Below are 19,927 nucleotides of genomic sequence, written 5' to 3' on the forward strand. Positions count from 1 at the left end.
GCCATGCGCGTGCTCAAACGCCACCTCACCGACGTCATCCACCGCACGCTCCGCCGCGACATCCCACCGCTGACCTGCCACCAGCCAGCCGCTTGACATAGAAGCGTCATTCCGGGGTGGGCGAGCGGGTGGGCGGTGCCCGGTGAATCGGCGATGATCAGCCGAGTCGGCGGGGTAGGGTGACGGCATGGCAGCCAAGAAGTCAGGCGGCAACGAAGAGCTCAAGGCCAAGATGCGCGAGGCCCTCGAGCGGAAGAAGGCCGCCGACCACGAGCACCCGGACGACCAAGTGTCCGGCACCGGCCCCTCGCACGAGGACGCCGCGAAGACCCAGCGGATGTTCCGGCGCAAGAGCGGCTGATCGCCGTTCGGCCGGCAGTCCCGGCCATGCGAGAATCAGATACGTGAGCGCGAAGATTCTCGACGGCAAGAACACAGCGGCGACCATCCGTTCCGAGCTCACCGCCAGGGTCAAGGCCCTCGGCGAACGGGGGGTGGTCCCGGGCCTCGGCACGGTGCTGGTGGGCGACGACCCCGGCAGCCATGCCTACGTCGCCGGCAAGCACCGCGACTGCGCCGAGGTCGGCATCGAGTCGTTGCAGGTCGAGCTGCCCGCCACGGCCACGCAGGCCGAGGTCGAGGCGGCCGTCGCGCAGCTCAACGAGAACCCCGCGTGTCACGGCTTCATCGTCCAGCTGCCGCTCCCGAAGGGGCTGGACGAGGAGCGCGTGCTCTCGGCCATCGACCCGGCGAAAGATGCCGACGGCCTGCACCCGCAGAACCTCGGCAAGCTCGTGCTCATGCAGCCGGCGCCGCTGCCGTGCACGCCGCGCGGCTGCCTCGAGCTGCTGCGCCGCTACGACGTCCCGGTCGACGGCGCCGAACTGGTCATCGTCGGGCGCGGCGTCACCGCGGGCCGGCCCATGGGGCTGCTGTTCACCCGGCGCACCGAGAACGCCACCGTCACCGTCTGCCACACCGGCACCCGCGACCTCGCGGGCACCGTGCGGCGGGCCGACATCGTCATCGCCGCGGCCGGGGTGCCGGGACTCGTCACGGCCGACATGATCAAGCCGGGGGCGGCCGTCCTCGACGTCGGCATCACGCGCGTCGTCGGGCCCGACGGCAAGGGCCGCTACACCGGCGACGTCGCGCCCGAGGTGCGCGAGGTCGCGGGACATCTCGCGCCCATGCCCGGGGGGATCGGGCCCATGACTCGTGCAATGCTGTTGGCCAACGTGGTCGAGGCGGCCGAGGCCGCCGTCCCCGCGTAGGCCGGACCCACGCCCGGCGAGCGGATCGGTGCTGTCAGGCCGGTTCGTTCTTCCCCTTGAGGAGGACACATTCCATGGCCGAGAAGTCTCCGCGCGGCCTCGCCGACGTCGTGGCCGCGTCCACGTCGATCTCCGACATCGACGGGCGAGAGGGACGGCTGATCTATCGCGGCTACGACATCCACGACATCGCCGGGCGCATCTCCTTCGAAGAGTGCGTCCACCTGCTCCAGCGGGGCACGCTCCCCACGCAGGCGGAGCTCGACGGCCTGATGACGGAGCTGGCCGACGGCCGGCAGTACGGAGCGGTCGCCACCACGCTGCTGCCGTCCGTCGTGCAGAGCGGCACGCCCATGGAGGCGCTGCGCACGCTGGTGTCGTCGCTGGCGATCGACGACCCCGACGCGTCCGACGCGTCCATCGAGGCCGACCGCCGCAAGGCCACCCGGCTGGTCGCGCAGATGCCGGTGCTGGTCGCCGCCTACGAGGGACAGCGCTCCGGCCGCGAGGTCCCCGACGCCGACCCGGAACTCGGCATCGCCGGCAACTTCCTGCTGCAGATCACCGGTGAGCGGCCGGCGCCGCGGGCCGCGGAGCTCTTCGACGAGTGCCTGGTGCTGCATGCCGACCACACGATGAACGCCTCGACGTTCACGGCCCGGGTCATCGCCGCCACGCTGTCCGACATGCACTCGGCCATCACCGGTGCCATGGGCGCGCTGCGCGGGCCGCTGCACGGCGGCGCCAACGAGGCGGTCATGAAGACCCTCACCAGCATTGACGGAGAGGTGGGCGAGGTCGACCAGTTCGTCCGCGACGAGCTCGCCGCGGGCCGCAAGATCATGGGGTTCGGCCACCGGGTGTACAAGACCGAGGACCCGCGAGCCACGCACCTGCGCACCATGAGCGAGGAGCTGGCCGACCTCACCGGCAACCGCCGCTACTACGAGTTCTCCCGCCGCATGGAGCAGGTGGTGCTCGACGAGAAGGGCCTGTACCCCAACGTCGACTTCTTCGCCGCCAGCGTCTACCACGCGCTGGGCATCCCGACGGACCTGTTCACGCCGGTGTTCGCGATCTCGCGGATGAGCGGCTGGACGGCGCACGTCATCGAGCAGCACGAGGACAATCGCCTCATCCGGCCCGACAGCGACTACACCGGGCCGCAGAACCAGCAGTGGGTGGAGATCTCGAAGCGGTGAGCACACGCGCCGGTACCCATCGTGCGGCGGCCAGCAGCCGCTGGGCCGCGGCCGCCGAGCGGCGGCTCATGCCCGCGAGCTGGCTGCGCGCGGTGTTCCGGCAGTGGCCGCTGCTGCTGGTGCTCGCGGTCATCGCCGTCGGCACCGTCATCGTCGCCGACAACCACTTCCGCCGGGGCACGTCCATCATCGCCGGCGGCATCTGCCTGGCGGTCGTTCTGCGGGCGGTGCTGCCCAGCGGCGTCGCCGGCCTGCTCAAGGTGCGCTCGCGCGCCATCGACCTGCTGACGCTGGGGTTCCTGGGGGCGGGGACCCTGATCGCGTCGCTCATCGTCCCGCCCCCGTCCTGATCCCGAACCCCTTCAGCTCACCGAGGAGAAGAACCACCATGGCCCAGGCGCCCGTCAACGTCACCGTCACCGGCGCGGCCGGTCAGATCGGCTACGCACTGCTCTTCCGGGTGGCGTCGGGCCAGCTGCTGGGGGCCGACACCCCGGTACGGCTCAAGCTGCTCGAGATCCCGCCGGCCGTCAAGGCCGCCGAGGGCACCGCGATGGAGCTCGACGACTGCGCGTTCCCGCTGCTCAGCGGCATCGACATCTATGACGACCCGACCCAGGCGTTCGACGGCGCCAACGTCGCCCTGCTCGTCGGGGCGCGGCCCCGGACCAAGGGCATGGAGCGCGGCGACCTGCTCGAGGCCAACGGCGGCATCTTCAAGCCGCAGGGCGAGGCCATCAACGCCGGCGCCGCCGACGACGTGCGGGTGCTGGTCGTCGGCAACCCGGCCAACACCAACGCGCTCATCGCCCGGTCGCACGCGCCGGACGTCCCCGCCGACCGGTTCACCGCCATGACCCGCCTCGACCACAACCGCGCGCTGTCGCAGCTGTCGGCGAAGCTGGGCGTGGGCGTCGCCGACATCAGCCGGCTGAGCATCTGGGGCAACCACTCCGCCACCCAGTACCCCGACATCTTCCACGCCGAGGTCGCCGGGAAGCCGGCGTCGGAGCTGGTCGACGAGGCCTGGCTGACCGACGACTTCATCCCGACGGTGGCCAAGCGCGGCGCCGCGATCATCGAGGCGCGCGGGGCGTCGTCGGCGGCGTCGGCGGCCAACGCGGCCATCGACCACGTGCACGACTGGGTCAACGGCACTCCCGAGGGCGACTGGACGTCGGCCGCCATCGTGTCCGACGGCTCCTACGGCGTGCCCGAGGGCATCATCTCGTCGTTCCCGGTGGTCTCGCGCGGCGGCGCCTGGGAGATCGTCCAGGACCTCGAGATCAGCGACTTCTCCCGGCAGCGCATCGACGCGTCGGTGCAGGAGCTGACCGAGGAGCGCGACGCGGTCGCGGCGCTGGGCCTCATCTGAGCCCGCCGCGCACGTCTGTTATCTTGACGTCGAGACAAACTTCATCATCCGGGAGACGCTGACATGGCGAAGATCAAGGTAGCCGGGCCCGTCGTCGAGCTCGACGGCGACGAGATGACGCGGATCATCTGGTCCTTCATCAAGGACCGCCTGATCCATCCGTACCTCGACATCGACCTGCGCTACTACGACCTGGGCATCGAACACCGCGACGCCACCGACGACCAGGTCACCATCGACGCCGCCCACGCCATCAAGGAGCACGGCGTCGGCGTCAAGTGCGCCACCATCACGCCCGACGAGGCCCGGGTCGAGGAGTTCGGCCTGAAGAAGATGTGGGTCTCGCCCAACGGCACGATCCGCAACATCCTCGGCGGCGTGGTCTTCCGCGAGCCGATCATCATCAGCAACGTCCCGCGGCTCGTGCCGGGCTGGACCAAGCCGATCATCATCGGTCGTCACGCCCACGGCGACCAGTACAAGGCCACCAACTTCAAGGTGCCGGGCGCCGGCGAGCTGACCATCACCTTCACCCCGGCCGACGGCTCCGAGCCGATCCAGCACGTGGTCGCCAACTACGGCGACGACGGCGGCGTGGCCATGGGCATGTACAACTACAACAAGTCCATCGAGGACTTCGCCCGGGCCTCGTTCTCCTACGGCCTGCAGCGCAACTACCCGGTCTACATGTCGACCAAGAACACGATCCTCAAGGCCTACGACGGCGCGTTCAAGGACATCTTCGCCGACGTCTTCGAGCGCGAGTTCAAGGCCGACTTCGAGAAGGCCGGCCTCACCTACGAGCACCGGCTCATCGACGACATGGTCGCGGCCGCGCTGAAGTGGGAGGGCGGCTACGTCTGGGCCTGCAAGAACTACGACGGCGACGTCCAGTCCGACACCGTCGCCCAGGGGTTCGGCTCGCTCGGCCTCATGACGTCGGTGCTCATGACGCCCGACGGCAAGACGGTCGAGGCCGAGGCCGCGCACGGCACCGTCACCCGGCACTACCGCCAGCACCAGGCCGGCAAGCCGACGTCGACCAACCCGATCGCGTCGATCTACGCCTGGACCGGCGGCCTCAAGCACCGCGGCAAGCTCGACAACACCCCCGACGTCACCGGCTTCGCCGAGACGCTCGAGGACGTCGTCATCAAGACCGTCGAGTCCGGCGTCATGACGAAGGACCTCGCGCTGCTGGTCGGGCCGGACCAGGAGTGGAAGACCACCGAGGACTTCCTCGGCGCGCTCGACGAGAACCTCGCCAAGCGCCTCGTCTGAGAACCGCAGAGCCGTTCGCCGTGCGGTCGGGCCGGAGCTTAGGCTCGACCGCATGGTGGACGAGGAGACCTTCCGGGCGCTCGCGCGCTCGTCGCCCTGGCGCTGGCGGTCGGTGGAGCTGACCCGGCGGCTGGTCGGCGACGCGATCACGGCCGACCACGAGGTGCGGGCCTGGATCGAGCGGCCCGGCCGCATGCGCGTCGTCGACCACGAGGGCAACGAGCACCTGGTCGACGAGACGCCGGCCGACCGCGGCATCGTCTTCGCGGTCAGCTCCGACGGTGAGCCGGTCTCGCCGGTCTCGCCGGTCGAGCCGCCCCAGGTCACCGTCCCGCTCGACCCGGCCGCGCCCGCGCCGGTGCGCCGCCCCGACGGGCTGGTCGCGCAGCGGCCGTCCGGCGTCGCCGTCGCCTACGACGACCCCATGTACGAGAACTACCTGTGGGTCGCCATGCTCGACCCGGTCGAGCTGTCCGGCGGCGTCGACGTGCTCTCGGTCGAGCAGCTGGTCCGTGAGGGCCGCGACACCTACGGGGCCACCGTCCGACCCGCCGCGGCCTACGACCCGCGCTGCACCTGCTGCGCGCTGCTGTTCGGCGAGGTCGCGGCCGGCCTGCTGCGGGCCGAGGGCGGCCCGGAGCCTGAGGAGCGCGCCTTCGCCGACGCGTTCACGGTCGCCCTCGACGTCGAGACCGGCATCTGCGTCGAGCTGCGCGAGCTCGGCGGCGACGACGACGGCGCCGGCTTCGACGTCAGCATCGCCGCCGTCACCCCCGTGTGAGGGACGAGCGCATCGGCTTGTGCTGCGGGACATCGCCCGACCCGTCGCTGGCACTGGCTGATCTTCGTCTCGACGTCGCCGGGCTGATGCGGGACGGAGACACGCTCGGCCGAGTTCTCGACACCTTCGTCATGACTCGGCTCCGGGCCGAGGCGGCCCCGGAGTTCGTCGTCGCCGAGATGTCATCACCCGAGACAGGTCGCGGCACCCCATCCCGAGCCTCTGGTCGTGACGCCGCCGTCACCGCCGTGCGAGGGTCGAGCGCATCAGCGTCACGTTGTACGGGCCCCACTTGGTCAGCGCGAAGTAGAGGTCCGGCCCACTGGACCACGGGTGCAGGAACCCGCCGTAGAGCGCCGGGTACTCGGCGCCGTCGACGACGACCTGTTCCTCGCCCCACGGGCCGGTCGGCCGGGGCGCGTCGCGCAGCACGATCTGGGCCCGCGACTCGTCGAGGTAGCTCATGAGCCAGCGGCCGGTGTAGGCGTTGTACTGCACGGACAGCTCGCCGATCGGGCCCTCGGCGACGGGAGCCGCGGCCGCCTCCGACGGCGACCAGCGCGCGCCGTCCCAGTACCGGTACGCGTCCTTGTCCACCACCTTCCCCGCCGGCACCCGGGCCACGTGCGCGTCGCCCCAGCGGCCGTTGGGGGTGCCGAAGAGGTACACGTGCCCGCCCTGCCGGGCGAACGCCGTCATCTGGAAGTTCGAGTCCCACTGCGGCGAGTTCGGCCAGACGGCGTCCGGGTCCTTCGTCCACGTCTCGCCGTCGTCGTCGGACCAGGCGATGCCGGAGTGGTTGGTGAACCAGGTGCCGGCCGGGCCCCAGTGGTTCACCGACATGTAGTGGATGAAGCTGCGGCCACGGACGGTGATGCCGGCCGTCGGGATGACCGTCTCCTCGACGCCGTTCTGCTTGAGGCAGTCGAGCAGCTGGCCGGCGTGCCCGGGCCGGTCCTGCACCATCGTGTCGAACGACATGCCGTCGGCGAGGTCGCGGTCCGAGGACTTCGCCAGCACGTTGCAGCGCCAGTCCGCCTCGCGCGGGCCGGCGCCGTTGCCACCCCAGCCCTCTCCGTAGGTGTCGCCGAAGGCCATCAACACCTGGCCGGCGCCGTTGTCCCACATGATCCCCAGGTCGGTGCCGTGCACCTGGTAGTTCGCGGCGGTCTCGTTGATCGAGCCGGCCCCGGTGAGCAGCGCCACCGGCTCGCCGCGCGTGACCGTCAGGCCCACGCCATCCATCGACGACGGTGTCAGCTCGCCTTCCGTGGCGGGCGCGGTCAGCGCCGTCGCCAGCAGCAGGCCGGTGCCGGCCAGGACGGGCAGCGTGGAGCCCATGACGTCCTCCTCAGAACAGCCGCTCGTCCGGGTGCGGCAGGCGGGCGCCGACGGCCGGCAGCGGCGGGAACGGGGCGTGCGGTTCGGTCTGGTACCAGTACGCCGTACTGGACCAGTCGTCGGAGCGATGGTTGTCGTGCCCGTGCTCGATGGTCACCTTGATCGACCGCTGGAACCGGACCGGATCCTCGACGTGGTAGCGGTAGAGCGAGATCTTCCCGGACCAGTTCTGCCCGCCCGGCAGCACGATGCCGTGGTACGGCGCGTTGTACTCCTCCGACGGACACCAGGCGGTGTTGAAGTAGTCCTCGGTCCCGGTGCCGTGCAGCGCCGGCGGGAACGGCTCGCCGTCGACGAAGATCATGTCGTCGCCCTCGCCGTACCAGTTGAACCGGGCGGGCCCGACCTGGCGCAGGTTCTCGATGTCGACGTGGCAGCCGACGTAGTGGCCCTCGCCCACGGCGTCGAGCAGCACGTAGTTGCCTGCGCCGTCGGTGTTGGAGCCGCCGAACTGGAACTCGGCGTTCGTCAGTCCGGACTCGTCGGCGAGCCCGTCGGTCGGGTTCTGCCGCCGCCACTGGGTGTGGAACCGGCCGGCCCGCGGGTCGGACTCGCCGGTCAGCTCGTAGTCGACGTAGTAGTAGAAGATCACGTCGGTGCCGCACTCGTTGGCCACCTCGAGCCGGGCGGAGTCGAACGGCATGGGGAACCAGCAGTTGAACGCCTTGCCGTCCTGCGGGCTCATCTGCAGCGGCAGCGACACGAAGTTGCGGTGCTGCGCGTGCCCGAGGCCGAAGAAGTCGCCCACCGGCGCCTCGACGCAGGGCGTGCCGGCGCCGTCCCAGTACATCCGCAGCACGATCTTGCGCAGGTAGTGCTCGTCGTCGCAGGCGATCGTCACCCAGATGTGCCGCACGACGCCCGGCTCGTCGATCTCGGCCAGCACGGCGCTGTCGCCCGGCGCGATGGTGAGGCGGTCGTCGTTGCCGCCCGTCCGGTCCCAGCTGGAGGCGCGGGCGCTCCGGGTGCCGGTGAGCCGCGGCAGGTTCGACAGGGGTCCGGTCATCGGCGGTCCGCTCCTTCAGCCCTTGAGGCCGGTCAGTTTGATGCCCTCCACGAGCCGGCGCTGGAGGACGAAGAACAGGATCAGCGTCGGCAGCGCCGCCAGCGTCGAGGCGGCCATGATCAGGTGGTACTGCGTGCCGTGCTGGCCGGTGAACTGCTGCACGCCCAGCTGCACGACCCACAGCTCCTGCGACTGCGTGACGATCAGCGGCCACAGGAAGTTGTTCCAGTTGGCCAGGAAGAAGAAGATGCCCAGCGCCGCCAGGATCGGCCGCGACAACGGCAGCACGATGTGCCAGTACACCTTGACCAATCCGGCGCCGTCGACGATCGCCGCCTCCTCGAGCTCCCGCGGCAGCGACAGGTAGAACTGGCGCAGCAGGAAGATCCCGAACGCGTGCGGGATCATCGGGATGATCAGGCCCTGGTAGGTGTCCACCCAGCCGAGCCAGTCGACGATGATGAACAGCGGGATCACGATGACGGTGAACGGCACCATCAGGGTCGACAGGATCGCCAGGAAGATCGCGTTGCGGCCGGGGAAGCGCAACCGGGCCAGCGAGTAGGCCGCCATCGAGTGGAACAGCAGCGACACCGCCGTCACCGCCGTCGCGACGAACAGCGAGTTCATCATGTACCGCGCGAACGGCACCTGCTCGAACACGTCGACGTAGTTCCGGAAGTGCAGCTCGCGCGGCACCACGGTCGGCGGGTTGGCCAGCACCTCGGAGCCGTCCTTGAGCGAGCTGGACAGCATCCACAGCAGCGGCCCGGCCAGCACGACGAACGCCAGGACGGCCAGCGCGTACAGGACGATCCGGTCGGCCGGCCGGTGCCGACGGCGGCGCCGCGCGACCTGCGGGCGACTGGTCACATCGCGGACCGGCGCGGCCTCAGTCGTAGGACTCATGGCGGAAGATCCGTAGCTGGAGGAGGGAGAAGACCAGGATGATCACGAACAGCGCCACCGACAGCGCCGATGCGTAGCCCAGCTGCAGGAACTGGAACGCGGTCTCGTAGATGTAGACGACGGTGGTCCGCGTGGCCCCGGCCGGGCCGCCCTGCGTCAGCACGTAGATCGGATCGAACAGCTGCAGTGCGCTGATGAACGTGATGAGCAGGACGAACACGCTGGTGGGCCGCAGCAGCGGCAGGGTGATGCCGCGAAAGCGCCGCCACGCGCCGGCGCCGTCGACCACCGCCGCCTCGTAGTAGACCTTCGGGATGTCCTGCAGGCCGGTCAGGAAGATGATCATGCTGTAGCCGACGCCCTGCCAGAGCGTCACCAGGATCACCGACACCATCGCCAGCCGGGTCGAGCCGAGCCAGGGCTGCGGCTCGATGCCGAACAGCCCGAGGATCGCGTTCAGCACGCCGCCGGGGTCCTGCAGCATGAAGCCCCAGACGACCGACGCCACCACCAGCGACACCATGAACGGCGCGAAGTAGGCCGACCGGAAGAACCCGCTCAGCGCGAGCCCGCGGTTGACCAGCAGCGCCAGCGCCAGCGAGAGCACGAACAGCAGCGGCACGAACGTGACGGTGTAGACCGCGGTGATCTTCAGCGAGTCGCGGAACGCCTGGTCCTGCAGCAGCGTCTCGTAATTGGCCGTGCCGGTCCACTCGCGCGCCCCGATGCCGGTCCAGTCGTGGAAGGAGATGTAGAACGCGCCCAGGATCGGCAGCGCCACGAAGACCGCGAGGCCCAGCAGGTCCGGCAGCAGGAACGCGTACCCGACCAGCCGCTGCTCGCCGCGCCGGGTCCGCCACCAGCGCGGCGTGCGGCTCGCCGGTGCCGGCGTCGTCTCGACCGCGGCGCTCACGTGGTCTCGGGGTTGAGCGGCGCCCCCTGGTAGGAGGACAGGAACGTGTCGATGGCGTCGGCCGCCAGCGCCGCCGCGTCCTCGCCGCTCGCGCCACGGAACATCGCCGCCTGCAGGCCGTCGCCGACGGCCTTGACCACCTGGTCGGGGTAGCGCGGCTCGGCCCGGGCGATCGGCAGGATCCGGTCGGCGAACACGCTGTGCGGGTCGGCGCCGAACACGTCGTTGCAGGCCTCGTTCACGGCCTCGCGCGGGGAGAACTTCGAGCCGGCCCGGCAGGCCCACTCCTCGGGGAACACGTCGTCCTCGGTCCACAGCCACTTCGTGAACGCCTTGGCCGCGTCCAGCCGTGGGCTCTCGGCGTTGAGCATCTGGGTCCAGCCACCGTAGACCGAGACGGGGGTGCCGCCGTCGGGCGCGGGGATCGGGATGACGCCGATGGGCTGGTCGGCGAACTGCTCCTGCAGCGCGGCGATGGCCCAGAATCCGCAGACCTGCATGGACGTCTCGCCGCGGCCGAGGGTGCCGATGTCGGTGGTCGACGTCGCGTTGTCGTTGGGCGCATAGCCCTCGGTGACGAGGCGCCCCCACAGGTCGAACGCCGCGGCCGCCTCGGGGGAGCGCAACGCGGACTCGGTGGAGTCGTCGTTGACGACCTCGCCGCCGGCGCTCCAGAGGAACGGGTACCAGGTGAAGTTCTGGTACGGGCCGGGCGCGACCTCGATAATGATCCCCTTGCGCTCGCCGGCGGTGAGCTGCTGGGCGGCGGAGAACAGCCCGTCCCAGGTGGTGGGCGGCTCCAGGCCGGCGTCGGCCAGGTGGTCCTCGCGGTAGAACAGCGCGACCGGCTCGATCTCGAACGGCAGCGCCTGCATCTTCCCGTCGACGGAGACGGCGGCGACCGAGGCGGGGTTGTAGGCGTTCTTGTCGACGAGGTCGTCGACCGGCGCGGAGACGCCGGTGTTGACGTAGTTGAGGAACGCGCCGGGGCTGATCCAGAACACGTCCGGGCCGTTGCCGGCGGCGAACGCGGTGGTCAGCTTGGTCCCGGTGTAGTCGCCGAAGGGGAAGGTCTGGAACTTCACCTGCATGTCGGCGTGCTCGGCGTTCCAGCGCTTGATCGCCGCCTCGATCTGCGGGTCGTCGTTCTCGGCGACGAACTTCCAGAACTGGATCGGCCCGCCGCCGCCGTCGCTGCTGCTGTCGTCGCCGCCTCCGCACGAGGAGAGCAGCGGCCCGAGGACGCCGACGGAGGCACCGGCGGCGACCATCCTGGTGGTGAACTGACGGCGGGTGAGCACGTGGGGGCGGGAACCGGCCATCTCGCGTCTCCGTCTCTCTCGCCGACCCCGATGTCGGCTGAGAAATCGATTTCGACGACGCTAGGCGCGGGCTCCATCGGCTGTCAAGGGGTGAGTCAGCGCGGTCAGTCGGTGGCGCGGATCGAGCTGGCCCGGATCTGCAGGGCGGTCGGCAGCACCACGTGGGTGGGGTCCGCAGTGGGGCTGGCCAGCCGTTTGGCCAGCAGTTGCGCCGCCCGCCGGCCCACCTCGTAGGTGGGCTGCGCGACGGTGGTCAGCGTGGGCCGGATGAGGTCGGCCCACGGGATGGCGTCGAACCCGACGATGGCGACCTCGGACGGCACCGCGACGCCGCGCTCGACCATGCACTCCATGGCGCCGATGGTCATGAGGTTGTTGGCGGCGAAGACGGCGTCGGGCGGCGCCGCGGCGTTGTCGTCGAGCAGCGACGCCATGGCCTCGTAGCCGCCGCGCTCGCGGAAGTCGGCGTGCCGCACCAGCGCGGGGTCGACCGGCAGCCCGGCCGCGCGCAGCGCCTTGCCGTAGCCGTCGAGGCGCTGGGTGGCAGTGCTGAGCCAGCGCGGCCCAGCGATGCAGGCGATTCGGCGAAAGCCCTGGTCGACGAGGTGCGCGGTGCCGATCTGCGCACCGTGCTCGTTGTCGACGAGGACGGTGTCGGTGCTGATGCCGGCCAGCTCGCGGTCGATGACCACCACCGGACACCCGGCCTGGAGCAGCAGCTCGACGTCGTCGACCCGGTGCGACGACGGCGAGATGACCACACCGGCCATGCGCTCGGCCAGCGCCGCCGCGATGTAGTTCGACTCCTTCTCGGGGTTCTCGTCGCTGTTGCAGAGCACGACGGAGTATCCCGCGGAGAGCGCGACGTCCTCGATGCCGCGCACCATGGACGTGAAGAACGGGTTCTCGACGTCGGAGACGATGACCGCCCACAGCGTGGTCTGGCGGGTGCGCAGGTTGCGGGCGACGGCGTTGCGGCGGTAGCCGAGCTGGGCGACGGCGTCGGCGACCCGTCCGGCCAGGACGGGGTCGACCTTGACGTGGCCGTTGAGCACGCGCGACACGGTGGCGGCCGATACGCCCGCGTGACGTGCGACGTCGTAGATGGTGACCACCCGTGCCCCCGTTCCGGCGCTGCCCCCGTTGACATCTGCTCCGCGGTCATCCTAGCGTGACGGGCAATCGATTTCTGAGTGTTCCCGCCGACGTGAGGAGTGCACCGTGGCACGTATCGGCCTGCTCACCATCTCCGACGGGCGCGACTTCGTCCACCGCGACATCGAGGGCTGGGCCCGCTCGTCGGAGGACGCGATCGCCGCGGCACTGGAGGGCGCCGGGCACGACGTGGTCCGGGCGCCGGAGCCGGTCTGGACGAACGCGCTGGCCTCGAGTCTGGCGCGGCAGGTCGCCGAGGCGCGGCCCGACGTCACGATCTTCAACTACTCCGTCTGGGCGTTCCCGCACTTCTCCATGCTCGCGGCCGACGCGACGCCGGGGCCGCTCGTGCTGCTGTCGAACATCGACCCGGTGCAGCCGGGCATGGTCGGCATGCTGGCCGCGGGCGGCGCGCTGGACCAGATCGGCCGGGTGCACGGCCGGGTGTGGGGCGACGTCGCCGACCCCGAGACGCTGGGGCGGCTGCTGGTGCACGTGCGCGCGGCGCAGGCGGTGGGCGGCCTGCGCGGCAGCACGTTCGGCCGGTTCGGCGGCCGGCCCATGGGCATGTACACCGCCGTCGCCAACACCGACCAGTGGCTGTCGACGTTCGGCGTCGACGTCGAGGAGATCGACCAGTGGGAGATCGTCCGCCGTTCCGACCTGGTGCCCGACTCGCGGGCCCGGGCCGGCCGCGAATGGCTCGAGCGGCACGCCGACGTCCACTACGACGGCAAGCAGCTCACCCCTGAGCTGCTGGAGCGGCAGATCCGCTCCTACCACGCGGTGCGCGAGCTGATCGACGAGTGGAATCTCGACTTCTCCGGCATCAAGGGCCAGCCGGAGCTGACCACGCACTTCGCGACCATGGACATCACCGAGGCGTTCCTCAACGACCCGTACGACTGGGAGGGCCCGAAGCCCACCCACGTCTGCGCGACGGAGTCGGACATGGACGCCGCGCTGACCATGCAGATCCTCAAGCTGATCTCGGGCGACCCGGTGCTCTTCGCCGACGTCCGGCACTACCACGCCGACCGCGACATCTGGGACCTGTGCAACTCCGGCCAGCACGCCACCTGGTACGCCGCCCGCAGCGACGACCCGGCCGAGAACCTGCGCCGCGTGCACCTGTACCCGGAGGTGTTCTTCTTCCCGGCCGGCGGCGCGTCGGTGCACCACGTGGCGGCCCCCGGGGACATGACGCTGGCCCGGCTCACCCGGCACAGCGGCCGCTACCGCATGCAGGTCGTCCGCGGCGCGTTCGAGGACTACGGCGACGAGGTCAACGAGCAGCTGGCGCGGCAGTCGACGTTCGAGTGGCCGCACGCGTTCACCCGCATGGACGTCCCGGCCGCGGAGTTCCTGACGCGGTTCGGCGCCAACCACATCCACGCCGTCCCGGGCGACTACCTGGCCGAGCTCGAGCAGGTCTGCCGCCTGCTCGACGTCGACTACCAGCCGCTCGGGTCGTGACGGCGACGGTGTCGGACCCGGGAGCTAGCCTCGTCGGATGGTGCAGCACGACGACGACGTACCCGACGAGCTCGTCGAGCCGCTGCGCGAGATCTGCCTGGCCCTGCCCGGCGCCTACGAGGAGCAGGCCTGGATCGGCACCCGGTGGCGGGTGCGCGGGCGCACCTTCGCGCACGTGCTCACCATCGACCCCGATCACCACATCGTCTACACCCGGGCCGTCGGCGGCGGCCGCACGGAGCCGCTGCCGCTGCTGACCTTCCGCGCGCCGCCCGAGGAGTTCGAGGCGCTGGTGGCCGGCGGCCCACCGTTCTTCAAGGGCAGCTGGGGCCGCGACGTCGTCGTACTGGTGCTGCCCGACCACGACGCCGACTGGGCCGAGATCGCCGAGCTCGTCACCGAGAGCTACTGCGTGCTGGCGCCGAAGAAGCTGGTCGCCCAGGTTCGCGGTCCGGCGTCCTGAGCGCCACCGCCACCAGCAGCGCCGCGGCCAGGCAGATCACGGCGTCGACGCCCATGGCCAGCCGCAGACCGGGCAGCAGCCCGTCGCCGAGCCGGGCGGCCAGCACGGCCGAGAGCAGCGGCGTGCCCAGGGTGATGCCGACCTGCTGGCTCAGTGTGACCAGTCCGGTCGCCAGGCCCTGCTGCTCGTCCGGGACACCCGCCGTGGTGGTGACGGCGTAGCCCACGATCACCACGAGGTTCGCCGCGCCACCGACGAAGGTCAGGACCAGCAGCGGCACGATCCAGCCGGACGACTCGCCGGCGAAGGCCAGCGGCAGCGTCGCCGCGGCCTGCACGACGAAGCCGGCCACCATGGCGCGCCGGGCGCCGATGCGGCCGATGACCCGCGACGCGGCGAGGCCGCCGATCACCGTGCCGGTGCCGAGCACGGCCAGCGCGAGACCGGCGGCGACGGCGCCGAAGCCGAGCACGTCCTGCAGGTACAGCGTCAGCAGGAACACCAGCGCGGTCTCCGTGGCGAAGGCGAGAAGCCCGGCCACCGCACCCCACGAGACGTTCCTGCGGCGCAGGACCGACGGCGCGACCAGCGGCTCGGACACCCGGTTCTCGACCAGCCAGAACACCACCAGCAGCGCGGCGGCCGCGAGCAGCACGCCCCACGCGCCGGAGTGCGCCCAGCCGGACTCGCCGGCGGCGGTGATGCCGTACACGACGGCGACCAGCGCGAGGGTGACGAGGGCCGCACCGGGCGCGTCGAGCCGCGGCCGGCGCTGCGCCCTGCCGCCGGTGAGCACGAACGGGCCGGCGACCAGCACCGCCGCCGCGACCGCCACGTTGACGTAGAACGCCCAGCGCCAGCTCACGGCGCCGGTCAGCACGCCGCCCAGGACCGCGCCGGTGGTGAACCCGGCGGCCATGAGCGCGCCGTTGAGTCCGAGCACGCGGGTGCGGATGCGACCCTCCGGGAACAGCGTGGTCAGCAGCGACAGCGCCGCGGGCGTGACCATCGCCGTCGCGACGCCCTGCGCCACGCGGGCCACGATCAGCAGCGCCGGTCCCTGGGCCAGTCCGCCGGCCACCGACGCGGCGCCGAGCACGGCGATGCCGGCCAGGAACAGCCGGCGCCGCCCGAACACGTCTGCCACGCGCCCGAAGAACAGCGTGCCGCCGGCGGCGCAGAGCGCGAACGAGGTGACGATCCATTGCAGGTGGGCGGTGGCGAAGCCGAGGTCCTGGCCGATGCGCGGCAGGGCGACATTGAGGATCGAGAAGTCGACGGCGAGGGTGAAGTTCGCCGTCAGCAGCACGGCGAGGGCGAGCCGCTCGGCCGCCGTGAACCGCGGCGGCGCGGCCGGACCCCGCCGGAGGTCGGTGTGGGTGCTCATGCCGGCGAGCCTCCGACCGGCCGGCCCGGGCAGCCAGGCCCCTGGGTTGCCTACCACCGTCAGGGTCAGGCACCGGCGCCGGCGGCCGCGCAGAATGAGGACATGACCGAGCGACTCGTCCCCGCCGAGCGGGCCGAGCGGGCCGCGACCGAGCTGGGCCGGTTCCTGCGCTCCCGCCGCGACCGCCTCACGCCCGACGAGGTGGGCGTGCGCAGCTACGGGCGGCGCCGGGTGCAGGGCCTGCGCCGCGAAGAGCTGGCCCAGCTCGCCGGGGTGTCGGTGGCGTACTACACCCGGCTCGAGCAGGGCCAGTCCGCCAACGCGTCCGACGCCGTCGTCGACGCCCTGGCCCGTGCGCTGCGACTCGACGACGACGAGCGCGCCCACTTGTACGCGCTGGCCCGGCCCGCCCCGGTCAAGCGGCGGCGGGCGCCGCGGCCCGAGGTCCCGCACGCCGGCGCCGTCCAGCTGCTGCAGGCGATGGCCGGTGTGCCGGCGCTGCTGCTGGGGCGGCGCAACGACATCCTCGCGTGGAACCACCCCGGGCACCTGCTGCTGGCCGGGCACCTCGACGCCGAGGCGCCCGCCCGGCCGGCGTCGCGGCCGAACCTCGTCCGCATGCTCTTCCTCGACCCGCACACCCGCGAGCTGCACCGCCACTGGGAGGCCGAGGCCGCGCTCGCGGTGGCGTCACTGCGTTACGTCGCCGCGCAGTTCCCCGACGACCGCCGGCTGGTCGAGCTGGTCGGCGAGCTGAGCCTGGGCAGCGGTGCGTTCGCGACGCTCTGGGCCCGGCACACCGTGCGGCTGTGCACCAGCGGCACCCGGCTGCTGCACCACCCGGCCGTCGGCGACCTCGACCTCGACTACGAGGTGCTGCACCTGCCCGACGGCGACGGCCAGCGCATCCTCACCCACACGGCCCGCCCGGGCAGCAGCTCGCAGGCCGCGCTGCGCCTGCTCTGTGCCGCCGGGTGAGGATGGACCCCATGAGCCGGCCCACGTCGCCGTCGCACGTCGCCCTCGTCACCGGAGCCAACGCCGGCATCGGTGCCGCCACCGCGGTCGCCCTGGCTCGGCGAGGGGTGTCCGTGCTCGTCGCGTTCTACCGGCCGGGCGACGCCGAGGGCCAGGAGGAGGCGTACAACCTGGCCCGCCGCGGCGACGCCGCCGACGTCGTCGCGGCGGTCGAGGCCGCGGGGGCCCGCGCTCACGCCGTCGAGGCCGACCTCACCGACCCCGAGGCTCCGGCCCGGCTGTTCGACCTCGCCGAGCAGCACCTGGGACCGGTCGACATCCTGGTCAACAACGCCAGCGGCTGGGTCCAGGACACCTTCACGCCGGTGACGGCCGACCGGTTCGGCCGGCCCATGAGCCAGGTCACCGCGCAGACGTTCCGGCAGCAGTTCGGCGTCGACGCCATGGCGCCCGCGCTGCTCATCGCCGAGTTCGCCCGCCGCCACGTCGACCGCGGCGCCACGTGGGGGCGCATCGTCGGGCTGACGTCGGGCGGCCAGCACGGCTTCCCCGACGAGGTGTCCTACGGCGCGGCCAAGGCGGCCCAGGAGAACTACACGATGTCCGCGTCGGTCGAGCTCGCGTCGTACGGCGTGACGGCCAACATCGTCTATCCGCCGGTCACCGACACCGGCTGGGTCACCGACGAGGTCCGCGCCGCCGTCGAGGCCAGCCGCGAGCTCAACCACGTGGCCACGCCCGAGGAGGTGGCCGAGGTCATCGCCTGGGTCGTCTCCGACGAGGCCCGGCTGCTGACCGGCAGCGTCGTGCGGCTGCGCTGAGCTCTGCCGCTCAGTTCTCGGCGCGGCCCGTGCGCCAGTAGCCCATGAACGACACCGCGCCCTTGTCGATGCCGCGCTCGCGGACCAGGTGCCGGCGGATGGTCTTGACGGCGCCGGCCTCGCCCGCGATCCACGCGTAGGCGCTGCTGCCGGCCGTGGCGGCGACCTCCCACAGCACCTCGAGGTCGATGTCGACGGTGTCAACGGCGCTCACATCGAGAGCGGCGGCCCGGGCGCCGCGGCCGAACTCCGCCGCGCACACGGCATCGACAAGCAGCTCGCCGTTGGCCGCGACGGTGCCGTCGGGACGGCGGCGCGACAGCCAGGTCACCTCGGCCTGGTCCGGGGCGATCAGCGGCAGGACGTCGCCGTCGTCGGGAACCTCGAGGAAGACCTGCAGCCGGGCGCCGGGAGCGAGCGTGCCGCGCAGCCGCTCGAGGATGCCGCTGACGGCGGGAACCGCGGTCTCGTCACCGGCGATCAGCACGTCGCGGACGTCGACCGGCGGGTTCCACTCGTGGCCCTGGCAATCGGCGCCGAACAACCGGTTCGGGCCGACCAGCGCGACCTCGTCGCCGACGGCGGCACGGACCGCCCAGGCCGAGGCCGGGCCGGCGTCGCCGTGCAGGGCGAAGTCGACGTCGACCTCGCGCTGCGCGGGCCGGACGGCGCGGATCGTGTAGGTGCGCACGTAGCCGCGGATCTCGGGGTCCATGGACCGGTACTGCGCGTACCAGTCGGCGCCGGCGAAGTCGGGCAGGCCGCGGCCGGGGGCCGGGAGGTAGATCTTGATGCGCTGGTCGGGGCCGTCGTGACCGAACTCGTCGAGGTCGCCACCGGTGAAGGTGATGCGCAGGAAGCACGGCGTGAGCTGCTGGACGCGGGCCACGGTCACCCGGAACGGGCGCCAGGACGGCACGTCTGCGGCGCGCCGGACGGCACGCTCGGTGGTCGCGATGGTCATCGAGTCCCCGGGTGAAGGTTGCTTCGCCTTACTTAGGAGAGGCTAACCGATCAGTTCCTTGATCGCACGCCCGGCCCGGACGTGGTCTCGCCGGGGTAGGTGCCGTGGTCCTCGCGCACGAGGTCGCCGTCGAAGATCAGTACCTCGTTCACCAGCACGTCCTTCTGGTTCCGGTCCGTGATAACGACGGCGGTGACGCCCGTGTGGACGGCCTCGATCGTGAAGCGCAGGTCGGGCATGAGCCGCAGCCCCTCGGTCCAGTACCGGCGCTACTCGTCCTGGCCGCGGAGCACCCCGCCCGACTCCGGCAGCACCCGCGCCGCGACCGGCGAGGTGAAGACGACGTCCTCGTGGAAGTGCCGGAGCACGGCCTCGTGGGCGTTCCAGGCGGCGACCCAGTCGCGGGCGAAGGCGTGCGGATCGGAGGGCGTCATGCCGACGATCATCGCGCGGACAGCGTCGTTACCCTGGTTCGGTGCTGACGTCCGCGCTGATCGACCTGCCCGACCACGCGGCGTTGCTGGCCGCCAGCGGGAACCATCCGTTCGTGCGCTGGCACCACGACCAGGCCGGGTTCGAGCGAGCCTGGGCCCTCGGCGACGCGGTCGGCTGGACGGTGACCGGCCGGCACGGTCACGTCCTGGTGGCCGTCGGCGTCGGCGCGGCGGCGGGCCGGCTGACGACGTCGGTGCTGGCGGGGGCGCCGGTGGCCCGAGTCGTCATCGCGGTCGACGCGCTGCCGCACGTCGACTCCGTCCTGGGCGACGGCGACGACTGGGACTGGTTCTGGACGGCGACCGCGCCTGACCGGCGTCCGGGCGAGGCCGCCGTCGCCGAGCTGGGCGACGACGACCTGGACGACCTCGCCGAGCTGCTGCGGGCGTCGTCGCCGCGCACGTCCGCGCAACCCGGCGACCCGAGCGTGCGGGCCTGGTTCGGGGTGCGCGACGGCGCCGGCACGCTGGTGGCGTGCGCGGCCGAGCACGAGCAGGTGCCCGGTGTCCGGCACCTGCGGGCGATCGCCACGCATCCGTCGTTCCGCGGCCGCGGGCTCGCCGCCGACGTGACGGCCGCGGCCACCCGGGCCGCGCTGGCGGCCGGCGCGAACGCTGTCACGCTCGGCATGTACGCCGACAACGCCGTCGCCCGCCGGCTCTACCTCCGTCTCGGCTTCCGGGTGGGCCAGGCCTTCGCCACTCGCGCCGTCGTGCGCTGACGG

At 71.8% G+C, this 19,927-nt stretch carries 20 protein-coding genes and 1 pseudogene; 12 read left to right on the forward strand and 9 right to left on the reverse strand.

Translation table 11 applies throughout. The features are described from left to right. The first annotated feature begins 187 nt into the window (after positions 1 to 187). The 7 genes from E1212_RS29635 to E1212_RS24175 all read left to right on the forward strand — a co-directional run bounded on the left by E1212_RS29635 (position 188) and on the right by E1212_RS24175 (position 5,913). The gene (locus E1212_RS29635; protein WP_162605609.1) at positions 188 to 361 is read left to right on the forward strand and encodes a DUF5302 domain-containing protein; all 174 of its coding nucleotides are present in this window, start codon (positions 188 to 190) and stop codon (positions 359 to 361) included. Between the two features lie 43 nt (positions 362 to 404). Continuing rightward, positions 405 to 1,274: a bifunctional methylenetetrahydrofolate dehydrogenase/methenyltetrahydrofolate cyclohydrolase gene (locus E1212_RS24150; RefSeq protein ID WP_131987220.1), complete on the forward strand. Its 870-nt coding sequence runs from the start codon at positions 405 to 407 to the stop codon at positions 1,272 to 1,274. A gap of 74 nt (positions 1,275 to 1,348) precedes the next feature. Then, positions 1,349 to 2,476: a citrate/2-methylcitrate synthase gene (locus E1212_RS24155; RefSeq protein WP_131987222.1), complete on the forward strand. Its 1,128-nt coding sequence runs from the start codon at positions 1,349 to 1,351 to the stop codon at positions 2,474 to 2,476. After that, a complete protein-coding gene (locus tag E1212_RS24160; RefSeq protein ID WP_203417160.1) occupies positions 2,473 to 2,826 on the forward strand; it encodes a DUF3017 domain-containing protein in 354 nt (117 codons plus the stop codon). The genes E1212_RS24155 and E1212_RS24160 overlap by 4 nt, the downstream gene beginning before the upstream one ends. 38 nt (positions 2,827 to 2,864) lie before the next feature. Then, positions 2,865 to 3,851 (forward strand): malate dehydrogenase, encoded by a 987-nt coding sequence (locus E1212_RS24165; RefSeq protein WP_131987224.1) that lies wholly within the window; start codon positions 2,865 to 2,867, stop codon positions 3,849 to 3,851. 63 nt (positions 3,852 to 3,914) lie between these two features. After that, positions 3,915 to 5,132 (forward strand): NADP-dependent isocitrate dehydrogenase, encoded by a 1,218-nt coding sequence (locus E1212_RS24170; RefSeq protein ID WP_131987226.1) that lies wholly within the window; start codon positions 3,915 to 3,917, stop codon positions 5,130 to 5,132. Positions 5,133 to 5,184: 52 nt separating this feature from the next. Further along, positions 5,185 to 5,913: a hypothetical protein gene (locus tag E1212_RS24175; RefSeq protein ID WP_131987228.1), complete on the forward strand. Its 729-nt coding sequence runs from the start codon at positions 5,185 to 5,187 to the stop codon at positions 5,911 to 5,913. 240 nt (positions 5,914 to 6,153) lie between these two features. On the opposite strand, the gene E1212_RS24180 is transcribed toward E1212_RS24175, so the two are convergent. The 6 genes from E1212_RS24180 to E1212_RS24205 form a co-directional block, all read right to left on the reverse strand. Next, the gene (locus E1212_RS24180) at positions 6,154 to 7,254 is read right to left on the reverse strand and encodes a DUF4185 domain-containing protein (RefSeq protein ID WP_203417161.1); all 1,101 of its coding nucleotides are present in this window, start codon (positions 7,252 to 7,254) and stop codon (positions 6,154 to 6,156) included. 10 nt (positions 7,255 to 7,264) lie between these two features. Next, positions 7,265 to 8,320: a glycoside hydrolase family 172 protein gene (locus E1212_RS24185; protein WP_131987230.1), complete on the reverse strand. Its 1,056-nt coding sequence runs from the start codon at positions 8,318 to 8,320 to the stop codon at positions 7,265 to 7,267. A gap of 15 nt (positions 8,321 to 8,335) precedes the next feature. Next, positions 8,336 to 9,229 carry a carbohydrate ABC transporter permease gene (locus E1212_RS24190; protein WP_131987232.1) on the reverse strand — a complete coding sequence of 298 codons (894 nt, stop codon included), beginning with the start codon at positions 9,227 to 9,229 and terminating at the stop codon, positions 8,336 to 8,338. Then, positions 9,213 to 10,142: a carbohydrate ABC transporter permease gene (locus E1212_RS24195; RefSeq protein WP_131987233.1), complete on the reverse strand. Its 930-nt coding sequence runs from the start codon at positions 10,140 to 10,142 to the stop codon at positions 9,213 to 9,215. The genes E1212_RS24190 and E1212_RS24195 overlap by 17 nt, the downstream gene beginning before the upstream one ends. Further along, positions 10,139 to 11,464 (reverse strand): extracellular solute-binding protein, encoded by a 1,326-nt coding sequence (locus E1212_RS24200; protein WP_131987235.1) that lies wholly within the window; start codon positions 11,462 to 11,464, stop codon positions 10,139 to 10,141. The genes E1212_RS24195 and E1212_RS24200 overlap by 4 nt, the downstream gene beginning before the upstream one ends. Before the next feature lie 104 nt (positions 11,465 to 11,568). After that, positions 11,569 to 12,579 carry a LacI family DNA-binding transcriptional regulator gene (locus E1212_RS24205; RefSeq protein ID WP_131987237.1) on the reverse strand — a complete coding sequence of 337 codons (1,011 nt, stop codon included), beginning with the start codon at positions 12,577 to 12,579 and terminating at the stop codon, positions 11,569 to 11,571. Between the two features lie 106 nt (positions 12,580 to 12,685). On the opposite strand from E1212_RS24205, the gene E1212_RS24210 reads away from it, so the two are divergent. Beyond that, positions 12,686 to 14,095: an L-fucose/L-arabinose isomerase family protein gene (locus E1212_RS24210; RefSeq protein ID WP_131987239.1), complete on the forward strand. Its 1,410-nt coding sequence runs from the start codon at positions 12,686 to 12,688 to the stop codon at positions 14,093 to 14,095. 37 nt (positions 14,096 to 14,132) lie between these two features. Beyond that, positions 14,133 to 14,558 carry an MmcQ/YjbR family DNA-binding protein gene (locus E1212_RS24215; protein ID WP_131987241.1) on the forward strand — a complete coding sequence of 142 codons (426 nt, stop codon included), beginning with the start codon at positions 14,133 to 14,135 and terminating at the stop codon, positions 14,556 to 14,558. Here the strand turns inward: E1212_RS24215 and E1212_RS24220 are convergent. Continuing rightward, on the reverse strand, positions 14,491 to 15,945 hold the full coding sequence (locus E1212_RS24220; RefSeq protein ID WP_131987243.1) for an MFS transporter: 1,455 nt from the start codon (positions 15,943 to 15,945) through the stop codon (positions 14,491 to 14,493). The genes E1212_RS24215 and E1212_RS24220 overlap by 68 nt on opposite strands. Positions 15,946 to 16,047: 102 nt before the next feature. Between E1212_RS24220 and E1212_RS24225 the strand changes: the two genes are divergently transcribed. Both E1212_RS24225 and E1212_RS24230 read left to right on the forward strand, forming a co-directional pair. Beyond that, positions 16,048 to 16,923, forward strand: coding sequence for a helix-turn-helix transcriptional regulator (locus E1212_RS24225; protein WP_131987245.1), 876 nt, complete (start codon positions 16,048 to 16,050; stop codon positions 16,921 to 16,923). Between the two features lie 11 nt (positions 16,924 to 16,934). Continuing rightward, entirely contained in the window at positions 16,935 to 17,744 is an 810-nt protein-coding gene (locus E1212_RS24230; protein ID WP_131987247.1) for an SDR family NAD(P)-dependent oxidoreductase, read from the forward strand. A gap of 10 nt (positions 17,745 to 17,754) precedes the next feature. Here E1212_RS24230 and E1212_RS24235 read toward each other — a convergent pair whose 3' ends face one another. Next, positions 17,755 to 18,708, reverse strand: coding sequence for a siderophore-interacting protein (locus E1212_RS24235; protein ID WP_131987249.1), 954 nt, complete (start codon positions 18,706 to 18,708; stop codon positions 17,755 to 17,757). Positions 18,709 to 18,758: 50 nt separating this feature from the next. Further along, positions 18,759 to 19,142: pseudogene (locus E1212_RS31225) on the reverse strand (nuclear transport factor 2 family protein). Positions 19,143 to 19,183: 41 nt separating this feature from the next. Here E1212_RS31225 and E1212_RS24245 point away from each other — a divergent pair. Beyond that, positions 19,184 to 19,924 (forward strand): GNAT family N-acetyltransferase, encoded by a 741-nt coding sequence (locus E1212_RS24245; RefSeq protein ID WP_131987251.1) that lies wholly within the window; start codon positions 19,184 to 19,186, stop codon positions 19,922 to 19,924. Positions 19,925 to 19,927: the final 3 nt, after the last annotated feature.

This window comes from Jiangella ureilytica (assembly GCF_004348545.1).
GTDB classification, from domain to species: domain Bacteria; phylum Actinomycetota; class Actinomycetes; order Jiangellales; family Jiangellaceae; genus Jiangella; species Jiangella ureilytica.

What these genes read in the sequence shown, in the direction of transcription:
- E1212_RS24230 (WP_131987247.1), top strand. Translation starts at nt 16,935, where the DNA reads ATGAGCCGGCCCACGTCGCCGTCGCACGTCGCCCTCGTCACCGGAGCC.
- E1212_RS24235 (WP_131987249.1), bottom strand. Translation starts at nt 18,708, where the DNA reads ATGACCATCGCGACCACCGAGCGTGCCGTCCGGCGCGCCGCAGACGTG.
- E1212_RS24225 (WP_131987245.1), top strand. Translation starts at nt 16,048, where the DNA reads ATGACCGAGCGACTCGTCCCCGCCGAGCGGGCCGAGCGGGCCGCGACC.
- E1212_RS24180 (WP_203417161.1), bottom strand. Translation starts at nt 7,254, where the DNA reads ATGGGCTCCACGCTGCCCGTCCTGGCCGGCACCGGCCTGCTGCTGGCG.
- E1212_RS24155 (WP_131987222.1), top strand. Translation starts at nt 1,349, where the DNA reads ATGGCCGAGAAGTCTCCGCGCGGCCTCGCCGACGTCGTGGCCGCGTCC.
- E1212_RS24175 (WP_131987228.1), top strand. Translation starts at nt 5,185, where the DNA reads ATGGTGGACGAGGAGACCTTCCGGGCGCTCGCGCGCTCGTCGCCCTGG.
- E1212_RS24215 (WP_131987241.1), top strand. Translation starts at nt 14,133, where the DNA reads ATGGTGCAGCACGACGACGACGTACCCGACGAGCTCGTCGAGCCGCTG.
- E1212_RS24220 (WP_131987243.1), bottom strand. Translation starts at nt 15,945, where the DNA reads ATGAGCACCCACACCGACCTCCGGCGGGGTCCGGCCGCGCCGCCGCGG.
- E1212_RS24165 (WP_131987224.1), top strand. Translation starts at nt 2,865, where the DNA reads ATGGCCCAGGCGCCCGTCAACGTCACCGTCACCGGCGCGGCCGGTCAG.
- E1212_RS24200 (WP_131987235.1), bottom strand. Translation starts at nt 11,464, where the DNA reads ATGGCCGGTTCCCGCCCCCACGTGCTCACCCGCCGTCAGTTCACCACC.
- E1212_RS24170 (WP_131987226.1), top strand. Translation starts at nt 3,915, where the DNA reads ATGGCGAAGATCAAGGTAGCCGGGCCCGTCGTCGAGCTCGACGGCGAC.
- E1212_RS24190 (WP_131987232.1), bottom strand. Translation starts at nt 9,229, where the DNA reads ATGAGTCCTACGACTGAGGCCGCGCCGGTCCGCGATGTGACCAGTCGC.
- E1212_RS29635 (WP_162605609.1), top strand. Translation starts at nt 188, where the DNA reads ATGGCAGCCAAGAAGTCAGGCGGCAACGAAGAGCTCAAGGCCAAGATG.
- E1212_RS24185 (WP_131987230.1), bottom strand. Translation starts at nt 8,320, where the DNA reads ATGACCGGACCCCTGTCGAACCTGCCGCGGCTCACCGGCACCCGGAGC.